Origin of the sequence: Caulobacter sp. BE254 (assembly GCF_031457295.1) — a bacterium.
GTDB lineage: Bacteria > Pseudomonadota > Alphaproteobacteria > Caulobacterales > Caulobacteraceae > Caulobacter.
On record NZ_JAVDWJ010000006.1, the window covers coordinates 1 to 20000 of the forward strand.

The 20000-nt window shown below is 67.3% G+C and carries 14 protein-coding genes, 1 tRNA gene, 2 rRNA genes and 1 pseudogene (1 of these 18 running past the window's edge); 7 read left to right on the forward strand and 11 right to left on the reverse strand.

All coding sequences use genetic code 11. The features are described 5' to 3' along the window. A partial coding sequence (locus J2X41_RS12270) for a hypothetical protein (RefSeq protein ID WP_310082179.1) occupies nt 1-415 on the forward strand: 415 nt, incomplete at its 5' end. Nucleotides 416-485: 70 nt separating this feature from the next. Here the strand turns inward: J2X41_RS12270 and J2X41_RS12275 are convergent. Continuing rightward, nucleotides 486-1433 carry an acetamidase/formamidase family protein gene (locus J2X41_RS12275; protein WP_310082180.1) on the reverse strand — a complete coding sequence of 316 codons (948 nt, stop codon included), beginning with the start codon at nt 1431-1433 and terminating at the stop codon, nt 486-488. Nucleotides 1434-1659: 226 nt separating this feature from the next. On the opposite strand from J2X41_RS12275, the gene J2X41_RS12280 reads away from it, so the two are divergent. From J2X41_RS12280 to J2X41_RS12300, 5 genes are all read left to right on the forward strand, one after another. Beyond that, nucleotides 1660-1878, forward strand: a complete 219-nt coding sequence (locus J2X41_RS12280) for an AtzG-like protein (protein ID WP_310082182.1) — start codon at nt 1660-1662, stop codon at nt 1876-1878. Next, the gene (locus J2X41_RS12285; protein WP_310082183.1) at nt 1875-3284 is read left to right on the forward strand and encodes an AtzE family amidohydrolase; all 1410 of its coding nucleotides are present in this window, start codon (nt 1875-1877) and stop codon (nt 3282-3284) included. Before J2X41_RS12280 ends, J2X41_RS12285 begins: the two co-directional genes overlap by 4 nt. Then, nucleotides 3281-3682, forward strand: coding sequence for an oxalurate catabolism protein HpxZ (hpxZ, locus tag J2X41_RS12290; protein WP_310082185.1), 402 nt, complete (start codon nt 3281-3283; stop codon nt 3680-3682). The genes J2X41_RS12285 and hpxZ overlap by 4 nt, the downstream gene beginning before the upstream one ends. Nucleotides 3683-3898: 216 nt before the next feature. Then, entirely contained in the window at nt 3899-6079 is a 2181-nt protein-coding gene (locus J2X41_RS12295) for a TonB-dependent receptor (RefSeq protein ID WP_310082187.1), read from the forward strand. 141 nt (nt 6080-6220) lie between these two features. Further along, nucleotides 6221-7177: a nucleoside hydrolase gene (locus J2X41_RS12300; RefSeq protein WP_310082189.1), complete on the forward strand. Its 957-nt coding sequence runs from the start codon at nt 6221-6223 to the stop codon at nt 7175-7177. Between the two features lie 148 nt (nt 7178-7325). Here the strand turns inward: J2X41_RS12300 and guaD are convergent, their stop codons facing one another. From guaD to uraH, 5 genes are read right to left on the reverse strand one after another with little or no spacing between them, the layout of a single operon-like run. Continuing rightward, entirely contained in the window at nt 7326-8612 is a 1287-nt protein-coding gene (gene guaD / locus J2X41_RS12305; RefSeq protein WP_310082191.1) for a guanine deaminase, read from the reverse strand. Next, a complete protein-coding gene (xdhC, locus tag J2X41_RS12310) occupies nt 8599-9612 on the reverse strand; it encodes a xanthine dehydrogenase accessory protein XdhC (RefSeq protein ID WP_310082193.1) in 1014 nt (337 codons plus the stop codon). Before xdhC ends, guaD begins: the two co-directional genes overlap by 14 nt. Before the next feature lie 38 nt (nt 9613-9650). Then, a complete protein-coding gene (gene xdhB / locus J2X41_RS12315; protein ID WP_310082195.1) occupies nt 9651-11990 on the reverse strand; it encodes a xanthine dehydrogenase molybdopterin binding subunit in 2340 nt (779 codons plus the stop codon). Further along, nucleotides 11983-13440, reverse strand: a complete 1458-nt coding sequence (gene xdhA, locus J2X41_RS12320; protein WP_310082197.1) for a xanthine dehydrogenase small subunit — start codon at nt 13438-13440, stop codon at nt 11983-11985. The genes xdhB and xdhA overlap by 8 nt, the downstream gene beginning before the upstream one ends. Before the next feature lies 1 nt (nt 13441). After that, nucleotides 13442-13789 (reverse strand): hydroxyisourate hydrolase, encoded by a 348-nt coding sequence (gene uraH / locus J2X41_RS12325; protein WP_310082199.1) that lies wholly within the window; start codon nt 13787-13789, stop codon nt 13442-13444. Between the two features lie 370 nt (nt 13790-14159). On the opposite strand from uraH, the gene J2X41_RS12330 reads away from it, so the two are divergent. Further along, nucleotides 14160-16472, forward strand: coding sequence for an NADP-dependent malic enzyme (locus tag J2X41_RS12330; protein ID WP_310082201.1), 2313 nt, complete (start codon nt 14160-14162; stop codon nt 16470-16472). A gap of 160 nt (nt 16473-16632) precedes the next feature. Here the strand turns inward: J2X41_RS12330 and J2X41_RS12335 are convergent, their stop codons facing one another. The 5 genes and pseudogenes from J2X41_RS12335 to J2X41_RS12355 all read right to left on the reverse strand — a co-directional run. Beyond that, nucleotides 16633-16830: a cold-shock protein gene (locus tag J2X41_RS12335; RefSeq protein WP_026171987.1), complete on the reverse strand. Its 198-nt coding sequence runs from the start codon at nt 16828-16830 to the stop codon at nt 16633-16635. Nucleotides 16831-16971: 141 nt separating this feature from the next. Beyond that, nucleotides 16972-17175, reverse strand: a pseudogene (locus tag J2X41_RS12340) (cold-shock protein); the annotation flags it as partial. 230 nt (nt 17176-17405) lie between these two features. Further along, nucleotides 17406-17482, reverse strand: a tRNA-Met gene (locus J2X41_RS12345). Nucleotides 17483-17559: 77 nt separating this feature from the next. Next, nucleotides 17560-17674 (reverse strand): 5S ribosomal RNA (rrf, locus tag J2X41_RS12350). A 112-nt stretch (nt 17675-17786) separates the two neighbouring features. Then, nucleotides 17787-20000 (reverse strand): 23S ribosomal RNA (locus J2X41_RS12355) (it continues 574 nt past the right edge of the window).

Here is a 20000-nt window from a genome sequence, read left to right on the forward strand (position 1 = left end):
TTCTATCAACAGCCCATCGGCCTCCTCGATCACCGGGGCCAAAAACTGTTACCCATCCAACCGGGCTAAACTGTTACCCATCTATCCGCTGGACAACTATGGAAGTTTGGCCTTCACCGGCGGGCTCTCGGCCGGTACCGACGCCGCCATCAGCGCCTCGACGAGAACCGGATCGTCAGGCCGATCGGTATGGGTGCAGACGGCGACCGGTCTGTGGAGAACGCGTTTTTCCCCGCCCGCGAACGTCAAGACGAGCCCGTCAGGCGTCGAGGGCGCGATCGCGAAGGGCGTCTCGCCGGCCGGGCATTCAATGGCGGCCGGCGCTGCGGCCAACGGAACGACAGCCGGGCCGCCCGAAGCCGAAGCCGAAGCCCCGATGGCGAGCGCAGCCCCTAGCCAAAAAGCAAACATATAGCCCTCCCTGCCAGCTCAATCTAAGCGGGTCTACCGTTCTCTGTCACGGCGTTTCGACTCACGCGCGAAGCTCAAAACAGCACCCCCTTCTCCAGCATCCCGTGCACCCCCTTCTCGCCGTTGACCGTCTGGGTCACGCGGAAGTCCACGGCCAGCGAGCAGAACTGATAGGCCTGCACGCGCGTCAGTGAAGACCGTGCGACGATCAGTTCGATCATCCCCCGCAGGGCCTGCTTCATCGCCAGGTCCAGATCCTCGTTGAACCCCAGCGTCAGGTAGTGGGTCGGGCTCTCTGCGCTGGGCCAGGTCCGCACGCCGACATCGGCGGCCTTGTGCAGCACGAAGGTAAAGGTTCCGGTCAGGCCCATCTCCAGGGCGTTGACGCAGACCTCGCCGTCGCCCTGGCGGCCGTGGCCGTCGCCGGCCGAGAAGTTGGCGCCCGGAACCCAGACTGGCAGGAACAGGGTCGAGCCGGCGACCAGCTCCTTGCAGTCCATGTTGCCGCCGTGCTCGCGCGGCTCGCGGCTGGACAGGCGTCCGTAGCGGGGCGGCGGGGCGACGCCGGTGGTGCCGAAGAACGGGCGCAGGGGCAGGGTCGGGCCCCAGCTGGGCTTGCAGGTCCCCGCCGCCGCGTCGACCGCGATATGGCTGACGTAGCGCTCGGGAAACTCGTCCGCCAGGGTCCCGGCCAGCGGCCGGACGGCGCAATAGCCCCAGACGTTGTTCGGCTCGATGGCTTCGATCCGCACCTCCAGCGTATCGCCCGGCTCGGCCCCCGCGATCGCTACTGGCCCCGTCAGGATGTGCGGGCCGATGCGCTCCAGTTTGGCGTCGTGGATCGCCTGCAGGGCGGGCGGGATCGCCAGGCTGGAGTCCGGCGCCGGCATCACCTCGGGTCCTCCGGACACGCAGTCGATCACCACAGTATCGCCCGGTGCGATCGTCAGCACCGGAGCAAAAGCCGCGTCGAAGATCCCGAAGCGCACGGTGTCCGGGGTCGAGGCCAGGTGATGGCGCATGAAGTAAGTCCTCTATTACCAGAACCCAGTTGGCGCGCGCCCGGCCCGCCGCCCTAGCCTCGACCGCCGCGGGACCAGGCGAAGCGCGCCGGCGCCCATCCGGCGGGCAGCCCGGCCGTCGGCATGGCGCGGACATGGGCGTCGGCGCGTTCCAGGGCCCATGCCGCTGGCGGCGGCCGCCCATCCCCGCTATGAAGATTTTTCTTACTTGTGGAGCTCGTCCCGCATGGCGACCGATCCGGCGCTCGCAGCGTTCCTGGCCCTCGACGACCACGCGGTCGCCGCCTATGCGGACGCCCGGGCCGAGGCGCTGGGCCTGGCCCTGCCGCCGGAGACCCGCGCCGGCGTCGTCGACAACCTGGCCCTGCTGCGCCGCCAGGCCGCGACGTTCATTGTCGGCGCCGGGCTGGAGGCCACCGGCCCTCTCGAGCCGTTCGAGCCATGAGCGCCGCCGACTTCCGCTCCGCCCAAGCCGTCGCCGCCGATGTCCGCGAGGGCCGCACCACCGCCCGCGCCGAGATCGAGGCCGCCCTGGCCCGGGCGCGGGATGATCGGTTCAACGCCTACACCGCCGTCTTCGCCGAGCGCGCCCTGGCCCAGGCCGAGGCGATCGACGCCGACCTCGCCGCCGGCCGTCCGATCGGCCCGCTGGCCGGCGCGCCGTTCGCGGTCAAGAACCTGTTCGACGTCGAAGGCGCGACCACGATCGCCGGCTCGCGCATCCGCCGGGATGCGCCGCCCGCCGAGCACGACGCCACCGCCGCCCGGCGCCTGACCGCCGCGGGGGCGGTGCTGGTCGGCGCGCTGAACATGGACGAGTTCGCCTACGGCTTCGTCACCGAGAACGCCCACGACGGCCCGACCCGCAACCCGCATGACCTGACCCGCATCGCCGGCGGCTCGTCCGGCGGTTCGGCCGCGGCGGTCGGCGGCGGCCTCGTGCCCCTGACCCTGGGCTCGGACACCAACGGCTCGATCCGCATCCCCGCCAGCCTGTGCGGGGTGTTCGGCCTCAAGCCCACCCTGGGCCGGCTGTCGCGCCAGGGCGCCTTTCCCTTTGTCGAGAGCCTGGACCATGTCGGGCCGTTCGCCCGCTCGGTCGCCGACCTGGCCCTCGCCTACGACCTGATGCAGGGGCCCGATCCGCTGGATCCCCTCTGCCGTCGGCCCGCCGAACCGGTCGCCCTCCGCCTGCAAGCCATAGCCGACGCGCCCCTTCGCGTCGGCGTGCTGGGCGGCTGGTTCGCGCAGGGCGCCTTTCCGCAGGTGCTGGAGGCGCTGGAGATCGTCGCCGACGCTCTTCAAGCCAAGCGCGGCGTCGGACTTCCGGACGCCGAACTGGCCCGCGCCGCCGCCTTCTGCCTGACGCCGATCGAGGCCGCGCACCTGCACTGGCCCGACCTCAAGGCCCGGCCGCTCGACTACGACCCCGCCGTCCGCGACCGCCTGCTGGCCGGGGCCCTGGCCCCCGAGGCTGTCGCCGAGGCCGCGCGCCGCTATCGTCCGATGTTCCGCGACGCGGTGCGCCGCGTGTTCGAGGATTTCGACGTGCTGCTGGCCCCGGCCTCGGTCTGCCCCGCGCCCGGCATCGGCCAGGCGACCATGGAGATGGACGGCCAACAGGTCTCGGTTCGCAAGAACCTGGGCGCCTACACCCAGCCGATCAGCTATATCGGCCTGCCGGTGGTGGCCGCCCCCGTGAACCGTCCCGGCAAGCTGCCGATCGGGGTGCAGATCATCGCCCCGGCCTGGCGCGAGGACCTGGCCCTGGCCGCCGCCCTGCGCCTGGAGCAGGCCGGCGTCGTGGCCGCCCATCGCCCCCCTTCTCCCCCGGCCGAGCCCTCCCGATGACCGTGAACGAACCCGACGTCCTGGCCGAGGTGGCGGCCGCCGTCGACGCCTACGAGACGGCGCTGATGTCCAACGACGTCGAGGCGCTGGACGGCTTCTTCCGCGATGCGCCCGAGACGGTGCGCTATGGCGTGGCCGAGAACCTCTATGGCTTTGAGGCCATCGCGGCCTTTCGAATCGGCCGCTCGGGCGGCTCGCCGCAAAGGTCGCGCCTGAGGACGGAAATCGCCACGTTTGGGCGAGACTTCGCCGTCGCCAACGTTGAATTCCAGCGCGAGGGGGCAAAACGTACCGGACGCCAGAGCCAGGCCTGGATCCGTACCGAAACTGGCTGGAAAATCGTCTCGGCCCACGTTTCGCTGCTCCAGGACGGCGTCGATCAACGCCTTGCTCCGTAAGCGGTCGAGCGCCGAACCCCATGACCATAAGTAATAAGTCTATGACTTGTGATCTGCTTTTGGGCAGTCCTGTCGCGGCGTGGTCAAATAGTAACATCCAGGACAAAAACTTCACCGAACCACATCCAGGACGTCATCAAAGCTTTGGATTCGCCTCCGGCATTGTGCATTGCACCCTCAAGCGTCGGGCCGCCGGCGCATGAAGGGGATACTTCAATGACCACCGCCAACACGTTGCGCAGCCGCCTCCACCGCGGCGCCGCCCTCACCGCCCTGGTCCTGGCCGTCGGCGCCGCCGCGCCGGCCTTCGCCCAGGACACCGGCTCCGTCACCCTGGACGACGTGATCGTCACCGCCCAGAAGCGCGCGGAAAACATCCAGGAAGTGCCGGTCTCGGTGGCCACTATGGGCGGTGAGAAGCTGGACGCCCTGTTCGCCGGCGGCGAGGACGTGCTGGCCCTGTCCAGCCGCGTGCCCGGCCTGTTCGTCGAAAGCTCGAACGGCCGCGCCGCCCCGCGCTTCTACATCCGCGGCCTGGGCAACACCGACTTCGACCTGGCCGCCTCGCAGCCGGTCTCGGTGATCATGGACGACGTAGTCATGGAGAACGTCGTGCTGAAGAGCACGCCGATCTTCGACGTCGAGCAGGTTGAAGTGCTGCGCGGCCCGCAGGGCACGCTGTTCGGCCGCAACACCACCGCCGGCATCGTCAAGTTCGACAGCGTCAAGCCGAGCCAGGTCTTCAAGGCCAACGGCACGGTGACCTACGGCTCGTACGGCTCGTGGACGGCCGAAGGCGGCGTCGGCGGCCCGCTGGTCGAAGGCAAGCTGGCCGGCCGCATCGCCGTCCTGGGCCAGCACCGCGACGACTATATCGACAACACCTTCACCCACGTGAAGGACGCGCTGGGCGGCTATGACGAATACGCCATCCGCGGCCAGTTGCTGTGGACCCCGACCGAGAACCTCAGCGTCCTGCTGAACGCCCACAACCGCACCCTGGACGGCACGGCCGCGATCTTCCGCGCCAACATCCTCACCAAGGGCAGCAACAAGATCAACGGCAACTTCGACCGCGATTCGGTCTTCTACAACGGCGGCGCCAACAACCCGCAGAAGTACGACGGCAACGGCGAGTCGATTAAGGTCGACTACGACTTCGGCGGCGCGACCCTGACCTCGATCAGCGCCTACGAGACCACCAACGGCTACAGCCGCGGCGACATCGACGGCGGCGTGGCCGGCACGGGTCCGGGCTTCATCCCGTTCGACTCCGACACCCGGGACGGCATTGACGACCTGGACCAGTACACCCAGGAACTGCGCCTGGCCTCGGACACCGAAGGCCCGCTCAGCTGGCAGGTCGGCGGCTACTACTTCAAGTCCGACTTCCTGGTGACCACCGACGCCGGCTTCAACAAGGCGACGCTGAACCACAAGAACACCGCCTGGGCCGGCTTTGGCCAGGTCGCCTACCAGGTCAACGACAAGCTGAAGCTGACCGGCGGCGCCCGTTACACCGACGACAAGAAGACCATGACCGTCGTCGGTTCGACCGCGCCCGAAGTGTCGGTATCGGACAGCAAGGTCTCGTGGGACCTGTCGGCCTTCTACGACGTGACCGACGACGTCAGCCTGTACGCCCGAGCCGCCCACGGCTTCCGCGGCCCGACCATCCAGGGCCGCGACATCGTCTTCTTCAGCCCCGCCTCGGTGGCCAAGTCGGAAACGATCCAGTCGTACGAAGTCGGCTTCAAGAGCGAACTGCTGGACCGCCGCATCCGCTTCAATGGCGCGGCCTTCACCTACGAGGAAAAGAACCCGCAGTTCAGCGCCATCGGCGGCGCCACCAACGGCACCCTGCTGATCAACGCCGACAAGGGCCAAGCCTACGGCGTCGAGTTCGACGGCGAGTTCAAGGTCACCGAGAACCTGCTGCTGACCGCCGGCTACAGCTACAACCACACGAAGATCAAGGACAAGGACCTGGCCGTGGCGGTCTGCGCCCAGTGCACGGTCACCGACCCGCTGAACGCGGCGGGCCAGGCCCTGGTCGACGGCAACCCGTTCCCGAACGCGCCGAAGTACGTGCTGAACTTCACGGCCCGCTACAGCTATCCGGTCGGCGACGGCGAACTGTTCGCCTACACCGACTGGTTCCGTCAGGGCTACACGAACATCTTCCTCTACCAGAGCAAGGAGTTCTACTCGAAGGGCGACTTCGAGGGCGGTCTGAAGCTCGGCTACGCCAAGCGCGACGGCGCCTACGAGATCGCCGCGTTCGCCCGCAATATCACCAACGAGGTGAACCTGCGCGGCGGCATCGACTTCAACAACCTGACCGGTTTCGTCAACGAGCCTCGGATCGTCGGCATCTCGATCAGCGCCAAGCGGTAATCCCAAAGACCCCGCCCGGCGCTCGCGCCGGGCGGAAAGCCCGAAGGATTGCCATCGTCCCGCCATGCTCCCGGTTCGCGCCGGGAGCATGGTTCGTTTGAGGGGTTCCCCCTCCGCCCAACGATGAGATAGATCCTTCAGATGACGACCAAGATCATCTTCGACACCGATCCCGGCATCGACGACGCCATGGCGCTGCTGTTCATCGAGGCCAGCCCGGCGCTTGACCTGGTGGCGGTGACCACGGTGTTCGGCAACGCCGACATCGACACCACCACCCGCAACGCCCTCTATCTGAAGGACCGCTTCGGCCTGAAGGCCCCGGTCTTCAAGGGGACCGACAAGCCGCTGGTCCGGCCGCGCGGTCCCTCGCCCACCTTTGTGCATGGCGAGAACGGTCTGGGCGACGTCGAGCTGACCGGACTGAGGCCCGCCCAGCCCGAGGCCAAGCCGGCCTACCAGGCGATCATCGACCTGGCCCGCGAGAACCCCGGCGAGATCACCCTGGTCGCGGTCGGGCCGCTGACCAACCTGGCCCTGGCCCTTCAAGCCGATCCTGAAGTCACCACCCTGCTGAAGGCCGTGGTGATCATGGGCGGCGCGTTCGGCGTGGCCGGCAAGCCCGGCAACGTCACCCCCGTGGCCGAGGCCAATATCTGGAACGATCCGGAGGCCGCCGACCAGGTGTTCACCGCGCCCTGGCCCGTGACCGCCGTCAGCCTGGACGTCACCACCCAGGTGGTGATGACCCCCGCCTACATGGACGCCCTGGAAGCCGGCGCCGGTCCGGCCGGCGCCTTCCTCAACGCCATCTCCAAGCCCTATGCGGCGTTCTACGGCGGCCGCGACGGCATCGTCGGCTGCTGCGTGCACGACGCCGCGGCCGTGGCGTTCGTGATCGACCCGTCGCTGTTCGAGGTGCGGCGCGGGTCGATCCGGGTGATCACCGACGGCATCGCCCTGGGCCAGACCTGCCAAAAGGTCGAGGGCGAACTGTTCGGGCCGTCGGCCTGGGACGACCAGCCGATCCAGGCGATCACGGTGGGGGTGAAGGCGGAGGGGTTGCTGAAGCTTTATGCGGAGACGATGGGGGTTTGAGACTTAAGGGCCCCTCCCCCTGTCGGGGAGGCGATCGCGCAGCGATCGGTGGGGGGAGTTATAGGATCGAACATCCGGGTTGTGGCCGTCGGCTAATCACTCCCCCCTCCGTCGGCTTCGCCGACACCTCCCCCAGAGGGGGAGGATCTTATCGCCGATGCCGCTCCACCCCCGCCACATAGGTCCGCTCGACCACCCGGTCGTCGCCCAGCACCGTCAGCGCGAACAGCCGGTCCTCCAGGCTCCGCGCCGCCGGCATCCGTCGGGCCAGCAGCGGCGTGGCGGCCAGGTCCAGGACCAGGAAGTCGGCGATCTTGCCGGGCTCCAGGCTGCCGATCTCGTCCTCTAGCCCCAACGCCCGCGCCCCGCCCAGGGTGGCCAGGTACAGGGCGTGGAACGGGTCCAGCGCCTCGCCGCGCAGCTGGCCCACCTTGTAGGCCTCGCCCAGGGTGTGGAGGATCGAGAAGGTCGTCCCCGCCCCCACGTCCGTGCCGATCCCGACCTTCACCCCGTGGGCGCAGGCGGTCTCCAGCGGGAACAGGCCCGAGCCCAGGAACAGGTTCGAGGTCGGGCAGAAGGCGATGGCCGAGCCTGCCTGCGCCAGACGCTGGAAAGCATCTCCCTGAAGATGGACGCAATGGGCGAACACTGAGCGCTTTCCGACCAGGCCGAAGCGGTCATAGACGTCCAGATAGTCCGTGGCCTCCGGGAACAGCTTGGCCGTGTCGACGATCTCGCGGATGTTCTCCGACAGGTGGGTCTGCATCCACACGGTCGGGTGCTCGGCCAGCACCTCGCCAGCCATGGCCAGCTGTTCGTCGCTGCAGCTGATCGCGAAGCGCGGGGTCACGGCGTAGCCCAGCCGGCCCTTGCCGTGCCAGTCGGCGATCAGGCTTTCCATGTCAGCGCGGCTGCCCTCGACCGTGTCGGTCAGGCCGGGCGGGGCGTTGCGGTCCATCAGCGACTTGCCGGCGATCAGCCGCATGTCGCGCTTCAGGGCGGCGGCGAATAGCGCCTCGACCGAGGCCTTGTGCACCGAGCCGAACACCAGGGCGCTGGTGGTGCCGTTGCGCAGCAGTTCCTCGACGAAGAACTCGGCGGCCTCATCGGCATGGTCCTGGTCGGCGAACGCGGCCTCGGCCGGAAAGGTGTGGCGCTCCAACCAGTCCAGAAGTTGCTCGCCATGGGCGGCGATGATGTCGACCTGCGGAAAGTGGATGTGGGTGTCGACGAAGCCGGGGACGATCAGCTTGCCGCGCAGATCCTCCACGGGCGTATCGCCCAACTCGTCGGCCAGCTTGGCGTAGTCGCCGCAGGCCACGACGCGGCCGTCGGCGACCAGCAGCAGGCCGTCCTCGTGGAAGGCGTGCGCCTTTCCATCGGTGATGCTCGGGTCGGCCTCCAGGTGGAGGATCGACGCCCTATAGGCTTGCAAGCTGGAGATCCTTCAAACGTTCGCGGCGGGCGGCCTCGAGCCGCATCAGCAGGTCGGCGGCCACCGAGACGGCGATCACCTCGGGGGCCTTGTTCTTCAGGTGCGGCAGGCCGATCGGACAGGTGACGCGGGAGACGGTCCCGTCGCCGAAGCCGTCCTTACGCAGGCGGTTCAGGAACCGCGCCTTCTTGGTGTCCGACCCGATCAGGCCCAGATAGCCGAACGCCCCGCCGGCCAGGGCCGCCGAGGTCAGGGCGTAGTCAAGATCATGGTCGTGGGTCATGACCAGGATGTAGGCGTCCGGCCCCGCGCCCATGGCGGCGGCCGCCAGTTCGGCGGGCGCGCCGACCGTGACTCCAGGGATCCGGGACGTCTCGGGACGCGTGTCGTACCAGGCCAGGCGGAACGGCAGCGGCTCCAGGGCCCGGGCCACGGCCTGGCCGACGTGGCCGGCCCCGAACAGCAGCACCGGCGGGCGCGGCAGGTCCTGTGGCTCGACCAGCAGGTCGCCCAGCGTCGGCCGGGCGCCGCGCGCCGTCGCCGGCTCGCCCGCCAGGGTGATCGTCGCCCCGTCGGGACTGGAGGCCGCGACCGGCGCGATGGTCTTGACCAGGGCGCCGGGGTTGAAGCGGGTGCGGACCTCGAACGGCTGGTCGGCGTCCAGCCGTCGGGCCGCGTCGGTCAGCCAGTCGACAGCGGTCCGGTCCAGGCGCTCGATCAGCAGCCGCACGCGGCCGCCGCAGCACTGGGCCAGCAGCGGGCCCAGCGGATAGTCCTGCAAGGCGAAGTGGACCTGGCTTTCGAGCATGCGCCGCGCCTGCTCGGCGACCTGGTGTTCCAGATTGCCGCCGCCGATCGTGCCGGCCTGGCCGTCAGCCCAGACCACCATCTTGGTCCCGGCGTCGCGCGGCGCCGAGCCCTCGGTGGCCAGGATGGTGACCAGGGCGAGGGACTGCCCCTCGGCCAGTCGCGCCAAAGATTGCCGAGCCCAATTGCTCATATCCCCTCTCCCTCTGGGAGAGGGCGACGTCGGGCGCCCTAACCAAGACCGGCCCTCTTCTTCACGTCCTCGACCGCCATCAGTATCCGCTCTGGGGTCGCCGGCGCGTCGAGGTTGGGGAACACCTTGTGGCCGACCGCCGAGGCCACGGCGCGGTTGACGGCTGACAGCACCGACAGGGCCAGCATCAGCGGCGGCTCGCCCACGGCCTTGGAGCGGTGGACGGTCTCCTCGACATTGCGGCCCGGCTCCCACAGCGCGATGTTCAGCACCGCCGGCCGGTCGCCGCAGGTCGGGATCTTGTAGGTCGAGGGGGCGTGGGTCAGCAGGCGGCCGTCGACGCTGAACACCAGCTCCTCGGTGGTCAGCCAGCCCATGCCCTGGATGAAGCCGCCCTCGATCTGCCCCAGGTCGATGGCCGGGTTCAACGAGCGGCCGGCGTCGTGCAGGATGTCGGCCCGGGTGACCTTCATCTCGCCGGTCAGGGTGTCGATCAGCACCTCGCTGCAGGCCGCGCCATAGGCGAAATAGTAGAACGGCCGGCCGGTATGGGTGGCGCGGTCGTAGTGGATCTTGGGTGTGGCGTAGAAGCCGGTCGACGACAGCGACACCCGGGCCAGGTGGGCCTGGCGGCACAGCACCTCGAACGGGACCAGCTCGGCCCCGGCCCGCAGACCTTGCGGCGTGAACACGACCTCGGCCTCGTCGCAACCCCACTTCTTCGCCGCGAACGCCACCAGACGCGCCTTGATGACGTTGGCCGCGTTTAGCGCCGCCATGCCGTTCAGGTCCGTGCCCGACGAGGCGGCCGTGGCCGAGGTGTTGGGCACCTTGTCGGTGACGGTCGAGGTCACCTTGACCCTGGACACGTCGACCTTGAAGGCCTCGGCGACGATCTGGGCGACCTTGACGAACAGCCCCTGCCCCATCTCGGTCCCGCCGTGGTTCAGCAGGATCGAGCCGTCGGCATAGAGGTGGATCAGGGCCCCGGCCTGATTCAGGTGGGTGGTGGTGAACGAGATGCCGAACTTCACCGGCGTCAGGGCCAGGCCCTTCTTCAGCACCGGGCTGCGGGCGTTGTAGGCGTCGATCTCGCGCTGGCGGGCCTCGTAGTCGCAGGCGGCGGCCAACTGCTCCAGCAGCTGCGGCGCGACATTGTCCTCGATCGTCTGGTGGTACGGCGTCAGGTTCCGCCCCTCGCCGCCATAGAGGTTGCGCTGGCGAACCAGCAGCGGGTCCAGGCCCGTGGCCTGGGCGACGGCGTCCATCACCCGCTCGATCGCCGCCATGCCCTGCGGGCCGCCGAATCCCCGGAAGGCCGTGTTCGACACGGTGTGGGTCTTGAAGCGGTGCGAGACGATCTCGACCGCCGGCAGGAAGTAGCAGTTGTCGGCGTGGAACATCGCCCGGTCGTTGATGGCCAGCGACAGGTCGGTGGTCGCGCCGCAGCGCGAGGCCAGCTCCAGCGCCAGGCCCGTCAGCCGGCCTTCGTCGTCGAAGCCGACGTCGTAGGCGACCTCGAAGTCATGCCGCTTGCCGGTCATGACCATGTCCTCGTCGCGGTCGGGACGGGCCTTGGCCGGGCGGCCGGTCTTGACCGCGACCAGGGCGGCGGCGGCGGCGAACAGCGAGGCTTGCGTCTCCTTGCCGCCGAACCCGCCGCCCATGCGGCGCACCTCGACGGTGACGCTGGTGTGCGGCACGTCCAGCACGCGAGCGATCAGGTGCTGAACCTCGCTGGGGTGCTGGGTCGACGACCAGACGTGGACGTCGCCACCTTCGCGGGGTGTGGCCAGAGCGACCTGGCCCTCGAGATAGAAGTGGTCCTGGCCGCCGATGGCCATGGTTCCCTGCAAGCGCCGGGGCGAGGCCGCCAGGGCGGCCGCGGCGTCGCCGCGCGCCATGCGCTGGCTGGCCTCGATCTTCAGGTCGGCCTCGCGGGCCTCCCCGATCGTGATCGCTACCGGCAGGTCCTCGTACTCGACCACGGCCTTGGCGGCGGCGGCGCGGGCGGCGGCGATCGAGGTCGCAGCCACGGCGAACAGGCTCTGGCCGACGCAGACCACCTCGCCGTCGGCGAACAGCTTGTCGTCGTGGATCACCGGGCTGACGTCGTTCTCGCCGGGGATGTCCCGCGCCGTCAGCACCGCCACCACGCCGGGCGAGGCGCGGACGGCGGACAGGTCCATCGAGGCGATCCGGGCGTGCGCGCGCTGGCTCATGCCCAGATGCACATGCAACATGCCGACCGGCTCGGGGATGTCGTCGACATAGATCGCCGCGCCGCTGACATGGCGCAGGGCGCTGTCATGCGGCAGCGAGGCGTGCACACCCTGGAAGACCACCGGCTCGACCAGCTTGACGCCAGAGTCAGCCATGAGCCGCCTCCGGCACGCGGGTCTCCAGGTCCGGCCGGGCGGACTCGATGAACACCTTGCGCAGCATGTTGCCGGCGGTCAGGGCGCGGTAGGCGGCCGAGGCGCGGGCGTCGGTCAGGGGCGTGAAGTCGCTGGCTAGGGCCTCGACGGCGGCATGGATCGTCGTTCGGTTCCAGAGCCGGCCGACCAGGGCGGCCTCGCAGGCGGCGGCGCGCTTGGGCGTGCCGGCCATGCCGCCATAGGCGATGCGGGCGGCGGTAACGACCTCGTCCACGATCTTGATGTTGAAGGCGCCGCACACCGCCGAGATGTCCTGGTCGAACCGCTTGGACAGCTTGAAGACCTTGAACATCGCCCCGTCCAGGTCGGTCGGGATGCGCACGGCCTCGACGAACTCGCCGGGCGCGCGGTCCTGCTGGCCATAGGCGATGAAGAAGTCCTCCAGGGCGATCGTCCGTCGGACATCGCCCCGGCGCAGCACCAGCTCGGCGCCCAGGGCGATCAGGGCCGGCGGCATGTCGCCGATCGGCGAGCCATTGGCGATGTTGCCGCCGATCGTGCCGCTGTTGCGCACCTGGGTCGAGCCCAGCCGGCGCATCATGGCGCCAAGGTCGGGATAGAGCTCGCCGAGCATCTCCAGGGCGTCGACATAGCGCGCGCCCGCCCCGATCCGCAGCCAGCCGTCCTCGCGCGTGATCGCCTTGAGCTCACCCACCCGGCCGATATCGATCAGCGTGCCGAGCGGCTTGCGCAGTTTGGTGACCCATAGGCCGATGTCGGTGGCGCCGGCCAGGATCACCGCGTCCGGATGCTGTTCACAGGTCCTGGCCAGTTCGTCGACGCTCTGCGGCGCGAACCAGCGGCGCGTGACGCCGGCGATCGGATCGGCGTAGTCCAGGCTCAGGGCCTCGTCGCGCCGCAGGCCGGCCAACGCGTCGGTCACGTCCGGCGCGGCCTCGGGCGCGATGGCCTCGGCAGCGGCGATGATCGGTCCGTAGCCGGTGCAGCGGCACAGGTTGCCGGCCAGCACCTCGTCGATCGGCGCGGCCGTTCCCTTCGCCGCGACGGCTCGGCCGTACAGCGACATGACGATGCCCGGCGTGCAGAAGCCGCATTGCGAGCCGTGGTGCTCGACCATGGCCGCCTGCACCGGGTGCGGCTCGTCCTTGCCCAGCCCCTCGACGGTGATCACCGCCTTGCCGTCCAGCATCGGCACGAACTGGATGCAGCTGTTGATCGCCCGCCAAGCTGTCCCGCCCTGCCCGTCCAGTTCGCCGACCAGCACGGTGCACGACCCGCAATCGCCTTCCGCGCAGCCTTCCTTGGTCCCCGTCCGCCGCAAGTCGCCGCGCAGATGCTCCAGCAGCGTCCGGGTGGGATCGACGCCCCGGGCCTCGACCACCTGGCCGTTCAGCAGGAAGCGCACGCCAGCCTGTTCCTTGGTCGCCATCTCAGCTGCCCCTGTAGGTGGAATAGCCAAACGGCGAGACCAGCAGCGGCACGTGATGGTGCTGGGCCGGATCGGCCACCGCGAAGTCGATCACCACCACGTCCAGGAACGGCGGATCGGAGACGGCCGCGCCGCAAGCCCTGAAATAGTCAGCGACGCCGAACTCCAGCCGATAGCCGCCGACCGTCAGGTCGTCGCCCTCGACCAGCCGCGCCCGGCCGTCGGCGTCGGTGCGGGTCTCGCCCAGCAGGACGACGGCGCCGTCGCGCCGGCTCGACACCCGCACGGCGACCCCGGCCGCCGGGCGCCCGGCGGCGGTGTCGAGGATATGGGTCGTCAAGCCGCTCATGCGTTTCAATCCATGGCCGGGCGTCGCCGCCCAGTCTAAACCCTTGCTCCCGAAACGGAGCCTCTTCCGACGATGCTGGGACTGCCGCCCCGGCAAGTCCAGCCGCCAGGCCCGCCGAGCGCCGGTTGAGCCCAAAGCGCCTTGTCGGACGGCGATCGGCGCCCGCCGAATGGGCTCATATAAGTCTTTTATTACTTATGCGGCCAGCCGCGATCGGCCGCCCGGCGCCCTGGATCGCAAAAAACGCGCTCTGACGCTGCGTAAGGTTGGAAAAGCCGCGCCAACACCGGTAGCTAGGCCCTGACGGATCGCACCGACCCCACAGACGATCCGCGCCGACAAACCTTGCGCAGCCACCGAGGAACGACCGATGGACGAGGATTTCCGTAAAGCCGCCCTGGACTATCACCGTCTGCCGCGGCCCGGAAAGCTGGCGATCGAAGCCACCAAGCGCATGGCCACCCAACGCGACCTGGGCCTGGCCTATTCGCCCGGCGTCGCCGCCCCCTGCGAGGCCATCGCCGCCAATCCGGACCTGGCGCGCGACTACACCGCCCGCGGCAACCTGGTGGCCGTGATCTCCAACGGCACCGCCGTGCTGGGCCTGGGCAATATCGGCCCGCTGGCCAGCAAGCCGGTGATGGAGGGCAAGGCGGTCCTGTTCAAGAAGTTCGCCGGCATCGACGTGTTCGACCTCGAGGTCGACGCCGAGGATCCCGACAAGTTCATCGAAGTGGTCGCGGCCCTGGAGCCCACCTTCGGCGGCATCAATCTGGAGGACATCAAGGCCCCGGAATGCTTCGTCATCGAGCGCAAGCTGCGCGAGCGGATGAACATCCCGGTCTTCCACGACGATCAGCATGGCACCGCCATCGTCTGCGCCGCCGCCGTCCGCAACGCCCTGGTCGTCCAAGGCAAGACCCTCAAGGACGTCAAGCTGGTGACCTCGGGCGCCGGCGCGGCCGCCCTGGCCTGCGTCGACCTGCTGGTCTCGATGGGCCTGCCGGTCGAGAACGTCACCCTGACCGACATCAAGGGCGTGGTCCATGCCGGGCGCGAACCCGACATGCCCGAGAACATGGCCCGCTACGCCCGGCCGACCGACGCGCGGACCCTGCCCGACGTCCTGCCTGGCGCCGACATCTTCCTGGGCCTGTCCGCGCCGCGCGTGTTCAAGGCCGAATGGCTGCCGCTGCTGGCCCCCAATCCGCTGATCCTGGCCATGGCCAATCCCGAGCCGGAGATCCTGCCTGAGATCGTCGCCGCCCAGCGCCCCGACGCCATCATGGCCACCGGCCGCAGCGACTATCCCAACCAGGTCAACAACGTCCTGTGCTTCCCGTTCATCTTCCGCGGCGCGCTGGACGTGGGCGCCAGCGAGATCAACGAGGCCATGAAGGTGGCGGCCGTCGAGGCCATCGCCGAACTGGCCCGCGCCGAGGCCTCCGAAGTGGTGGCCAGCGCCTATGGCGGCGTAGCCCCCATGTTCGGCGGTCAGTACATCATTCCCAAGCCCTTCGATCCGCGCTTGATCCTGCAGATCGCCCCGGCCGTGGCCCGGGCGGCCATGGACAGCGGCGTCGCCACCCGGCCGATCGCCGACTTCGACGCCTATCGCGCCGAGCTGGAGCTGTTCGTCTACCGCTCGGGCCAGCTGATGCGCCCGGTGTTCGAGCGGGCCCGCAAGGCCACCAAGGCGGCCGCCGAGACCGGCGGCGTCCGCGTCGCCTATGCCGAGGGCGACGACGAGCGGGTGCTGCGCGCCGTTCAGACCGTCGTCGACGAAGGCCTCTGCAAGCCCGTGCTGATCGGCAAGCGCGAGACCATCGTCGCCAAGGCCGCCGAGATGGGCCTGCGGCTGGACTTCGACAATCGCGTCGAGATCCTCGATCCCTCCGCCGACACGGCGCTGTTCGCCCCCCTGGTCGAGCGCTACCAGGGCCTGGTCAGCCGCCGCGGCGTGCCGCCCCTGGCCGCCGAGCGCCGGGTGACCAACCGCCGGACCGTCTCGGCCTCGATGCTGCTGCAGGCCGGGCATGTCGACGCCGCCCTGGTGGGCGGGGCCGGCGACTGGTGGCAGCACATGACCTATGTGCTGCCGATCATCCCCAAGCGCGAGAACGTGGGCCGGGTCTACGCCCTGTCGGCCCTGATCATCGACAACGGCACGCTGTTCTTCTGCGACACCCACGTCAATGTCGACCCGACCGCCGAACAGGTGGCCGAGATGACGTTGCTGGCCGCCGAATCCGTGCGCCGGTTCGGCCTGACGCCGAAGGCGGCCCTGCTGTCGCATTCCAGCTTCGGCGCGTCGAACTCGCCGACCGCCCGCAAGATGCGCGAGGCCCTGGCCCTGGTGCGCGAGCGCGCCCCCGAGCTCGAGGTCGATGGCGAGATGCACGCCGACGCGGCCCTGTCCCAGGCCCTGCGCGACCGGCTGGTGCATGACAGCGCCCTGAAGGGCTCGGCCAACCTGCTGGTCATGCCCACCCTGGACGCCGCCAACATCGCCCTGACCCTGCTCAGCGCCGCAACCGAGGGCCTGCTGGTCGGCCCGCTGCTGCTGGGCATGAGTCGGCCGCTGCATGTGCTGACGCCCAGCGTCACCGCCCGCGGCATCGCCAACGTGACCGCCCTGGCCGTGAACCAGGCCGCCGCGGAACGCGAACATCGACTGATCTAGAACGGCGCTGGCCGTCCTTTTTTCTGGCGAACTGACACAAGAAAAGGCCCCGCAAGAGCCCCTCCACCGTCTCAGCGACGGGGAAAGGCTCCTGCGGGGCCTGGTTCCGGGATCGAAGACCCGGCCGAGCGCTCCGCGCCCGGCCGGATTTTTCGTATCCTTAGAGGATGCGCAGGTTGCCGGCCGAGGTCTTGCCCGAGCGACGATCCTGTTCCAGTTCGTAGCCGACTTGCTGGCCTTCGTTCAGGCCGCGCAGGCCGGCGCGTTCGACAGCCGAGATGTGCACGAAGATGTCGCCGCCGCCGTTGTCGGGCTGGATGAAGCCGAAGCCCTTGGTGCTGTTGAACCACTTCACCACGCCGGTGCCGGCTTCGCCCGCGCCGCCGCCGCCGCCGCCGCCGTAGCCGCCGCCACGCGGAGCGTCATAGCCGCCGCCGCGCGGGGCGCCGAAGTCGCGGGCCGGACGGCGCGGAGCCGACGGCGCGGTGCCTTGGCCAGTCACGCGCAGGTTGCCGGCCGAGGTCTTGCCCGAGCGGCGGTCCTCTTCCAGCTCGTAAGCCACCTGGTCACCTTCGTTCAGGCCCGACAGGCCCGAGCGTTCAACCGCGGCGATGTGGACGAACACGTCCTGGCCGCCGTCCTCGGGCTGAATGAAACCAAAGCCCTTGGCCGGGTTGAACCACTTAACGACACCGTTCGCCATCTTATCCTCAAAACCTCATTCAGCGGGCCAGTTACCGACCCGCGTCCTTCCATCCTGCTCTCATGACGCAAATCCGCGGAACGCGCTACGGGGTTTGATGGCAGAATCTCAAGCCAAGCCCGGTCCCGGCGATAAATTTTCGCGTGACACGGGTCGACGGCGGCCGAAACGTCGCCGGACGTGGCGTGAAAGCCACACCTGAGAAGGTGTTGAAGCTTAGCTTTGAAGTTTGGGTGCGGGGACAGGATTTGAACCTGTGACCTTCAGGTTATGAGCCTGACGAGCTACCGGGCTGCTCCACCCCGCGGCGAAGGAGGTAGTGGTGTGATCGTGATTGTAGGGTTCTGGACTTTGCCTTTCGGCTTTTAGGCATCCTTTTAGCGGACCTGGCGGCGACCTACTCTCCCGCGCCTTGAGACGAAGTACCATTGGCCCTGGGGGACTTAACGACCGAGTTCGGAATGGGATCGGGTGGGGAACCCCCGGCATAGCCACCAGGTCAGCAAAAAGGATGCTGTCGGGTGAGGGATTAGCTCACCCGAGCATATTGTGAAGAAGACATCGCGTGTCTGGGTATGTTGTAAAGCGTCAGTCATGGGTTTGACTGAAGAACGATCAAGCCTATCGAGCTATTAGTACCAGTAAGCTACACGCCTCGCGGCGCTTCCACACCTGGCCTATCAACGTGGTGGTCTACCACGGCTCTCAGCGAGACCTTGTTTTGAGGTTAGTTTCCCGCTTAGATGCTTTCAGCGGTTATCTATTCCACACTTAGCTACCCTGCTGCACAGCTGGCGCCATGACAGGTCCACCAGAGGTGTGTCCATCCCGGTCCTCTCGTACTAGGGACAGATCCTCTCAAGTCTCGTACACCCACGGCAGATAGGGACCAAACTGTCTCACGACGTTCTGAACCCAGCTCACGTACCACTTTAATCGGCGAACAGCCGAACCCTTGGGACCTGCTCCAGCCCCAGGATGTGATGAGCCGACATCGAGGTGCCAAACTTTGCCGTCGATATGGACTCTTGGGCAAAATCAGCCTGTTATCCCTAGAGTACCTTTTATTCGTTGAGCGATGGCCCTTCCACGCAGGACCACCGGATCACTATGGCCGACTTTCGTCTCTGCTCGACTTGTCAGTCTCGCAGTCAGGCGGGCTTATGCCATTGCACTCGACGACCGATTTCCGACCGGTCTGAGCCCACCATCGCGCGCCTCCGTTACACTTTGGGAGGCGACCGCCCCAGTCAAACTGCCCGCCACGCCATGTCCCGGACCCGGATAACGGGCCGCGGTTAGACGTCAGCAACAATAAGGGTGGTATTTCAAGGATGGCTCCACGCAGACTGGCGCCCGCGTTTCATAGCCTCCCACCTATCCTACACATGTTGTTGCTAACGCCAAGGCGAAGCTGCAGTAAAGGTTCATAGGGTCTTTCCGTCTGACCGCGGGAACCCCGCATCTTCACGGGGAATTCAATTTCGCTGAGCCTATGCTGGAGACAGTGGGGAAGTCGTTACGCCATTCGTGCAGGTCGGAACTTACCCGACAAGGAATTTCGCTACCTTAGGACCGTTATAGTTACGGCCGCCGTTTACCGGGGCTTCAATTCGCAGCTTGCACCACTCCTTTTAACCTTCCGGCACCGGGCAGGCGTCAGACCCTATACGTCGCCTTGCGGCTTCGCAGAGCCCTGTGTTTTTGATAAACAGTCGCTACCCCCTGGCCTGTGCCACTCTTATCTGGTTGCCCAAATAAGAGTCACGCTTATCCCGAAGTTACGCGTGCAATTTGCCGAGTTCCTTCAGCATAGTTCTCTCAAGCGCCTTGGTATACTCTACCTGCCCACCTGTGTCGGTTTCGGGTACGGTCTCCGTTGGAGTTATTTCCAGGGACCTGTTCACTGCCCAGAGCAATCCAATAAGCCTAGACAATTTACCAGATCCGTCACTTCCAACTGGTTCAGGAATATTCACCTGATTCCCATCGACTACGCCTTTCGGCCTCGCCTTAGGGGCCGACTAACCCTGCGCAGATTAGCTTTACGCAGGAACCCTTGGGCTTTCGGCGAGAGTGTCTCTCACACTCTTTATCGCTACTCATGTCAGCATTCTCACTTCCGATACCTCCAGCAAGGCTCGCGCCTCACCTTCACCGGCTTACGGAACGCTCCGCTACCGCTTGCACAAAGTGCAAACCCATACCTTCGGCGTCTGGCTTGAGCCCCGTTACATTTTCCGCGCAGGTTCGCTTGACCAGTGAGCTGTTACGCTTTCTTTAAATGATGGCTGCTTCTAAGCCAACATCCTGGTTGTCAAAGCAAACCCACATCGTTTCCCACTTAGCCAGAACTTGGGGGCCTTAGATGATGGTTAGGGTTGTTTCCCTTTTCACGACGGACGTTAGCACCCGCCGTGTGTCTCCCAGATATCTCTCTTGGGTATTCGGAGTTTGATTAGAATTGGTAGAGATCGCTCCCCCCGCATCCATTCAGTGCTCTACCCCCCAAGGAGTCCGTCTGAGGCACTACCTAAATAGTTTTCGCGGAGAACCAGCTATGTCCAGGTTTGATTGGCCTTTCACCCCTATCCACAAGTCATCCGAGAATTTTTCAACATTCACCGGTTCGGTCCTCCAGTAAGTGTTACCTTACCTTCAACCTGCTCATGGATAGATCACCTGGTTTCGGGTCGTCATGCGACGTACTTATTCGCCCTATTCAGACTCGCTTTCGCTGCGCCTACACCTAACGGCTTAAGCTTGCACGGCACATGAAGTCGCTGACCCATTATACAAAAGGTACGCCGTCACCACGCGCGGTG

What these genes read in the sequence shown, in the direction of transcription:
- J2X41_RS12275 (WP_310082180.1), bottom strand. Translation starts at nt 1,433, where the DNA reads ATGCGCCATCACCTGGCCTCGACCCCGGACACCGTGCGCTTCGGGATC.
- J2X41_RS12280 (WP_310082182.1), top strand. Translation starts at nt 1,660, where the DNA reads ATGGCGACCGATCCGGCGCTCGCAGCGTTCCTGGCCCTCGACGACCAC.
- J2X41_RS12285 (WP_310082183.1), top strand. Translation starts at nt 1,875, where the DNA reads ATGAGCGCCGCCGACTTCCGCTCCGCCCAAGCCGTCGCCGCCGATGTC.
- hpxZ (WP_310082185.1), top strand. Translation starts at nt 3,281, where the DNA reads ATGACCGTGAACGAACCCGACGTCCTGGCCGAGGTGGCGGCCGCCGTC.
- J2X41_RS12295 (WP_310082187.1), top strand. Translation starts at nt 3,899, where the DNA reads ATGACCACCGCCAACACGTTGCGCAGCCGCCTCCACCGCGGCGCCGCC.
- J2X41_RS12300 (WP_310082189.1), top strand. Translation starts at nt 6,221, where the DNA reads ATGACGACCAAGATCATCTTCGACACCGATCCCGGCATCGACGACGCC.
- xdhC (WP_310082193.1), bottom strand. Translation starts at nt 9,612, where the DNA reads ATGAGCAATTGGGCTCGGCAATCTTTGGCGCGACTGGCCGAGGGGCAG.
- xdhB (WP_310082195.1), bottom strand. Translation starts at nt 11,990, where the DNA reads ATGGCTGACTCTGGCGTCAAGCTGGTCGAGCCGGTGGTCTTCCAGGGT.
- xdhA (WP_310082197.1), bottom strand. Translation starts at nt 13,440, where the DNA reads ATGGCGACCAAGGAACAGGCTGGCGTGCGCTTCCTGCTGAACGGCCAG.
- uraH (WP_310082199.1), bottom strand. Translation starts at nt 13,789, where the DNA reads ATGAGCGGCTTGACGACCCATATCCTCGACACCGCCGCCGGGCGCCCG.
- J2X41_RS12330 (WP_310082201.1), top strand. Translation starts at nt 14,160, where the DNA reads ATGGACGAGGATTTCCGTAAAGCCGCCCTGGACTATCACCGTCTGCCG.